The organism is Pseudomonas sp. UBT (assembly GCF_050915955.1).
GTDB lineage: Bacteria > Pseudomonadota > Gammaproteobacteria > Pseudomonadales > Pseudomonadaceae > Aquipseudomonas > Aquipseudomonas antarctica_A.
The window spans coordinates 1,728,102-1,734,300 of sequence record NZ_CP168079.1 but is presented as its reverse complement, the minus strand read 5'-3'; the positions used below and the strand labels follow the sequence as shown (position 1 = coordinate 1,734,300).

Genomic DNA, 6,199 nt, shown 5'->3' with positions numbered 1-6,199 from the left:
ACCACATCAACTTTGTCGATGGTGTCGTTGATCGTGGTGGTCGCACCGTCGCCAGCAACGTCCAGCTTCTCGAAGTTACCGCCAGCAGCGTCAGTGATCTTGACGGTCTGAGTGCTCTTGTCGATGAACACGTCATCGCTTGGCGCTGGGACCGTCACGGTGCCGACGGTGTCGCCGGCTTTGATGGTGATGGTCGAGCCGTTATCGAGCTTCAGCGTGACGTCGGTGCCGGCCTTGTTGCTCAAGGTTGCGGTGTAGGTGATCTGGCCACCTTCACTCACCTCGGACGGAGCCGTCAGGGTCACGGTAGTGGTATCGGCAGTGCCCGGAGTGTCAGTCACTGTGGTGGTGACTTTATCGGTGCCAGGGACCAGGTTTTCGAAGTGCTCGCCGCCAGTCACACCCTTAATTGCGGTGGTGACGGTTTGATCGCCTTTGTAGACGTCATCTGGAGCTACAACCGAAACGGTGCCGCTCGATTGATTCACACCGATGGTGATGGTCTGACCATTGTCCAAGGTCACGGTTAGCGGGTTGGTGATGTTAGTCACCGCGTTACCCGACTTGTCGACCAGCGACGCGGTGTAAACGATGTTGCCGCCTTCGCCGACGGTAGTAGTAGCGGTCAGAACCACATCAACCTTGTCGATGGTGTCGTTGATCGTGGTGGTCGCGCCGTCGCCTGCAACGTCCAGCTTCTCGAAGTTACCGCCAGCAGCGTCAGTGATCTTGACGGTCTGAGTGCTCTTGTCGATGAACACGTCATCGCTAGGTGCTGGGACAGTCACGGTGCCGACGGTGTCGCCGGCTTTGATGGTGATCGTCGAGCCGTTGTCCAGTTTCAGGGTTACGTCGGTGCCCGCTTTATTGGAAAGCGTAGCGGTGTACGTAATCTGACCACCTTCACTCACCTCGGACGGAGCCGTCAGGGTCACGGTAGTGGTATCGGCAGTGCCTGGTGTGTCGGTAACGGTGGTGTTAACCGGCGTAGTGCCCGGCACCAGGTTTTCGAAGTGCTCGCCGCCGGTTACGCCTTTGATAGCGGTCGTTACGGTTTGATCGCCTTTGTAGACGTCGTTTGGCGCCACGGTGGTGACCGTGCCGCTGGACTGGTTCACACCGATGGTGATGGTCTGACCATTATCCAAGGTCACGGTCAGCGGGTTGGTGATGTTAGTTACTGCGTTACCCGACTTATCGACCAGCGACGCGGTGTAGACGATATTGCCGCCTTCGCCAACGGTGGTGGTAGCGGTCAGAACCACATCAACTTTGTCGATGGTGTCGTTGATCGTGGTGGTCGCGCCGTCGCCAGCAACGTCCAGCTTCTCGAAGTTGCCACCAGCAGCGTCGGTGATCTTGACGGTCTGAGTGCTCTTGTCGATGAACACGTCATCACTTGGCGCTGGGACAGTCACAGTGCCGACGGTGTCGCCGGCTTTGATGGTGATCGTCGAGCCGTTGTCGAGTTTCAGGGTTACGTCAGTACCCGCTTTATTGGAAAGCGTAGCGGTGTACGTAATCTGACCACCTTCACTCACCTCGGACGGAGCCGTCAGCGTGACGGTAGTGGTGTCGATCGAGTCAGTAATCGTGGTGACCGCAGGGGTCGTACTCGGCACCAGGTTCTCGAAATTGCCGCCCGTCGCGCTCGTGATAGTGGTGCTGACAGTGCTGCCGTTTACGTAGACGTCGTTCGGCGGGGTGTCGACGATCACGCTGCCAACCGACTCGCCAGCCTTGATGGTAATCACCGAGCCATTGCTCAAAGTGACAGTCACTGGCGTCTGCGCTGGATTGGTCAACGTAGCGGTATAGGTGATCTGACCGCCTTCGGTCACGGTGTTGCCCGCCGTCAGCGTGACGGTGGTGGTGTCGATCGAATCAGTAATCGTGGTGACCGCAGGCGTCGTGCTCGGCACCAGATTTTCGAAGTTGCCGCCGGTAGCACCGGTAATCGTGGTGCTGACGGTCGAACCGTTGTTGTAGACGTCGTTAGCCGGTGTATCGACCACAACAGTGCCAACCGACTCGCCGGCCTTGATGGTAATCACCGAGCCATTGCTCAAAGTGACAGTCACCGGCGTCTGTGCTGGATTGGTCAACGTAGCGGTATAGGTGATCTGACCGCCTTCGGTCACGGTATTGCCGGCCGTCAGCGTGACGGTAGTGGTGTCGATCGAATCAGTAATCGTGGTGACCGCAGGCGTCGTGCTCGGCACCAGGTTCTCAAAGTTGCCGCCGGTAGCACCGGTAATCGTGGTGCTGACGGTCGAACCGTTGTTGTAGACGTCGTTAGCCGGTGTATCGACCACAACAGTGCCAACCGACTCGCCAGCCTTGATGGTAATCACCGAGCCATTGCTCAAAGTGACAGTCACTGGCGTCTGTGCTGGGTTGGTCAACGTGGCGGTGTAGGTGATCTGACCGCCTTCGGTCACGGTATTGCCCGCCGTCAGCGTGACGGTGGTGGTGTCGATCGAATCAGTAATCGTGGTGACCGCAGGCGTCGTGCTCGGCACCAGGTTCTCAAAGTTGCCGCCGGTTGCACCGGTAATCGTGGTGCTGACGGTCGAACCGTTGTTGTAGACGTCGTTAGCCGGGGTATCGACCACAACAGTGCCAACCGACTCGCCAGCCTTGATGGTAATCACCGAGCCATTGCTCAAGGTGACAGTCACTGGGGTCTGCGCCGGGTTGGTCAACGTAGCGGTATAGGTGATCTGACCGCCTTCGGTCACGGTATTGCCGGCCGTCAGCGTGACGGTGGTGGTGTCGATCGAATCAGTAATCGTGGTGACCGCAGGCGTCGTGCTCGGCACCAGATTTTCAAAGTTGCCGCCGGTCGCACCAGTGATCGTGGTGCTGACGGTCGAACCGTTGTTGTAGACGTCGTTAGCCGGGGTATCGACCACAACAGTGCCAACCGACTCGCCGGCCTTGATGGTAATCACCGAGCCATTGCTCAAAGTGACAGTCACTGGGGTCTGCGCTGGGTTGGTCAACGTAGCGGTGTAGGTGATCTGACCGCCTTCGGTCACGGTATTGCCGGCCGTCAGCGTGACGGTGGTGGTGTCGATCGAATCAGTAATCGTGGTGACCGCAGGCGTCGTGCTCGGCACCAGATTTTCGAAGTTGCCGCCGGTAGCACCGGTGATCGTGGTGCTGACGGTCGAACCGTTGTTGTAGACGTCGTTAGCCGGTGTATCGACCACAACAGTGCCAACCGACTCGCCAGCCTTGATGGTAATCACCGAGCCATTGCTCAAAGTGACAGTCACCGGGGTCTGCGCCGGGTTGGTCAACGTAGCGGTATAAGTGATCTGACCGCCTTCGGTCACGGTGTTGCCCGCCGTCAGCGTGACGGTGGTGGTGTCGATCGAATCAGTAATCGTGGTGACCGCAGGCGTCGTGCTCGGCACCAGATTTTCGAAGTTGCCGCCGGTAGCACCGGTAATCGTGGTGCTGACGGTCGAACCGTTGTTGTAGACGTCATTAGCCGGGGTATCGACCACAACAGTGCCAACCGACTCGCCAGCCTTGATGGTAATCACCGAGCCATTGCTCAAGGTGACAGTTACCGGAGTCTGCGCAGGATTGGTCAACGTAGCGGTGTAGGTGATCTGCCCACCTTCGGTCACGTTTTGACCTGCGGTCAGCGTAACGGTAGTGGTATCGATGGTATCGGTAATCTGAGTAACGGCCGGATTAGGGTCGAGGGTCAGTACCAGGTTGTTGCCGCCGGTGGTGCCGGTGACGTTGACGGTGATCTGGCTTGCGTCGATGTAAGGGCTGTCATTCGGTGCCAGCGGTACGTTGACGGTGCCGGTCAGCTGGCCGGCGTTGATCGTGATCACCGCGCCATTGGACAGGGTGATGCTCAGGTCGCTGGATGGCGCCTGGGTCACGGTGGCGGTGTAGGTCAGTACGCCGCCGGCTTCGGTGATGGTTGGGGTCGCGCTCAGGCTCAGCGTCGAGGCCTGCAAGGCCAGGTTGCCCGTATTGGCGGCGGCCTGGGCGCCCGTGAGTTGGGTCAGTGTCGAAGCGCCCTGGCCCAGCGGGCCGGTCGGGAAACCGATCGTGGGGTCGACACGGCCAGCGGTTGCATCCAGTACAACGAAACTGTGGCCCCCGCCTGCAGCGCCGTTACCGGCCGCAGTCGCGCCGGCAGCGGTAGCTTCCAGGTCGGTGGTCGGGTCGGCGCCCGCGACGATGGCTTGTTGCAGCTCGGCAACCGACGGCGCAGCGTTTTCAGCGGCAGCAGCCAGGTCGGCGCTGGAGTCCGGCAAATCGGCGCTCCATTGGGTATCACGGCCCAGGTCCAGTGTGCGGCCGTCGGCCAGCTCCAGGCTGACAGCGCCAGACAGGCCGGTGTCTACCTGGTCGCCTGCGAACAGGCGGTCGCCCTCAACGAGGACTCGGCGCGTTCCTTCCGGAGAAATAACGAAAACTTGACCAACAATGCTTTTGACGATGGCAACAACACTGCTCATTAAAATTTTCTCCGGCGTTCCGTTCTGATGAAATCCATGTGGCAGCCCAAGTTAGGGCGCCAGACAGTAGGGGCGTAGTCTATGGCGTTAATGACGTCAAATATTTGGCTATATTTTTTAGCGATCTAGTTTATGCCAAACTATTGACCTTCTGGTCGCCATCCTAAACAATCGCCTCCGTAATGTCACATTGATATTTATGCGGCGAACCGTCCTACATGTGTGAAGCAGTTCCGCTTTTTGAACTTTCCGACGTACGGTCATAACGGTAGCCATTATCCGACGCAGCGAGGCCAATCGCTGTGATTTGAGACAAGAAGTCCTGGGGAATTTTTTAATGCGTCTGCACCTGTTTAAGGCAATACCGTTCGTCCTCGCCGCCAGTTTTGTACAAGCCCAAACATTGCCCCAGGCCATGCAGCAGGCGCTGGATGTGCACCCGGAAATTCAAGCCGGTGTAAATAGTCGTATCGCCGCCGATTACCAATTGCGCGCCGCCCAAGGTGGTTACCTGCCGCGCGTTGACCTGAACGCCGGTTACGGCCGTGAAGGCACCGATAACTCCACCACCCGTGCCGCCAACGGCCCAAACGGCAACCACTGGGACACGCTCAATCGCGGCGAATCCAGCCTGCGCCTGCAACAAATGATTTTTGACGGTTTCGCCACCTCCAGCGAAGTCGGGCGTCAACAAGCCAACGTTAATTCTCGTGCTTACTCTTTGCTGGGTACCTCCGAGCGCACCGGGTTGACCGTTGCCCAGGTGTACCTGGATGTGCTGACCCGTCGCGAGTTCGTGCGCCTGGCTGAAGAAAATCTGCGCAACCACGAACGCATCTACGACCAGATCAAATTGCGCACCCAGCGCGGCGTTGGCAACGGCGCCGACCAGGACCAGGCCGAAGCGCGCCTGGCCCAGGCCCGCAACAACCTGATCACCGAGCAGACCAACCTGGCCGACTCGCAGGTCAACTACCTCAGTGCCGTCGGCCAGATGCCCGACCAGCTCGAACGCCCGGCCCCGTTCATGGCCATGCTGCCGGCAGACCTGAATGAAGCGCGCCGCCAGATGCTCGACAACAGCCCGATCCTGCGTTCGGCCGAGTCGGACATTTCCGCCGCCGAGAGCCAGTACGAAGCCGCTAAATCCACGTTCTACCCGCGTTTTGATGCCGAGCTCGGCACCAACGCCGACAACAACGTGTCCGGCGACGCCAGCCACAACAACGGCTGGGAAGCCATGGTGCGCATGCGCTTCAACCTGTTCGCCGGTGGCAGCAACAAGGCTGACCTGCAATCCAAGTCGTACCAGGCCAGCCAGGCACTGGATATCCGCAACAACGCCTTGCGCCAACTCAATGAAGAACTGGGCCTGGCCTGGAACGCCTTGAACAATGCGAATGCGCAGTTGCCGGTAGCCCAGCAATACGTGGATCACAGCACCCGGGTGCGCACGTCCTACCAGCAGCAGTTTAGTCTCGGCCAACGTACCCTGCTGGATTTGCTCGACAGCGAGAACGAATTGTTCACCGCTTCCCGTCGCTTGGAAGAGATCAAGAACATTCAGTTATTTACTCAATATCGAATCAAGGCGACCATGGGCGAATTGCTCAAAAGCCAGGGAGTGGTCGCACCGATGGCCTCCGTCGTGCAAAACGACGTGAAGCCTAAAGTCCAACTGCCTGGGATGAATTGAGTCACCCCAA

Annotated in this window: 1 protein-coding gene and 1 pseudogene; one reads left to right on the top strand and one right to left on the bottom strand. The window is 58.8% G+C overall.

The window, feature by feature from the left end; genetic code table 11:
• Positions 1 to 4,493: pseudogene (locus ACDZ94_RS07875) on the bottom strand (LapA family giant adhesin); the annotation flags it as partial.
• Between the two features lie 337 nt (positions 4,494 to 4,830).
• Here ACDZ94_RS07875 and ACDZ94_RS07870 point away from each other — a divergent pair.
• Positions 4,831 to 6,189, top strand: coding sequence for a TolC family outer membrane protein (locus tag ACDZ94_RS07870; protein ID WP_064450091.1), 1,359 nt, complete (start codon positions 4,831 to 4,833; stop codon positions 6,187 to 6,189).
• Positions 6,190 to 6,199: the final 10 nt, after the last annotated feature.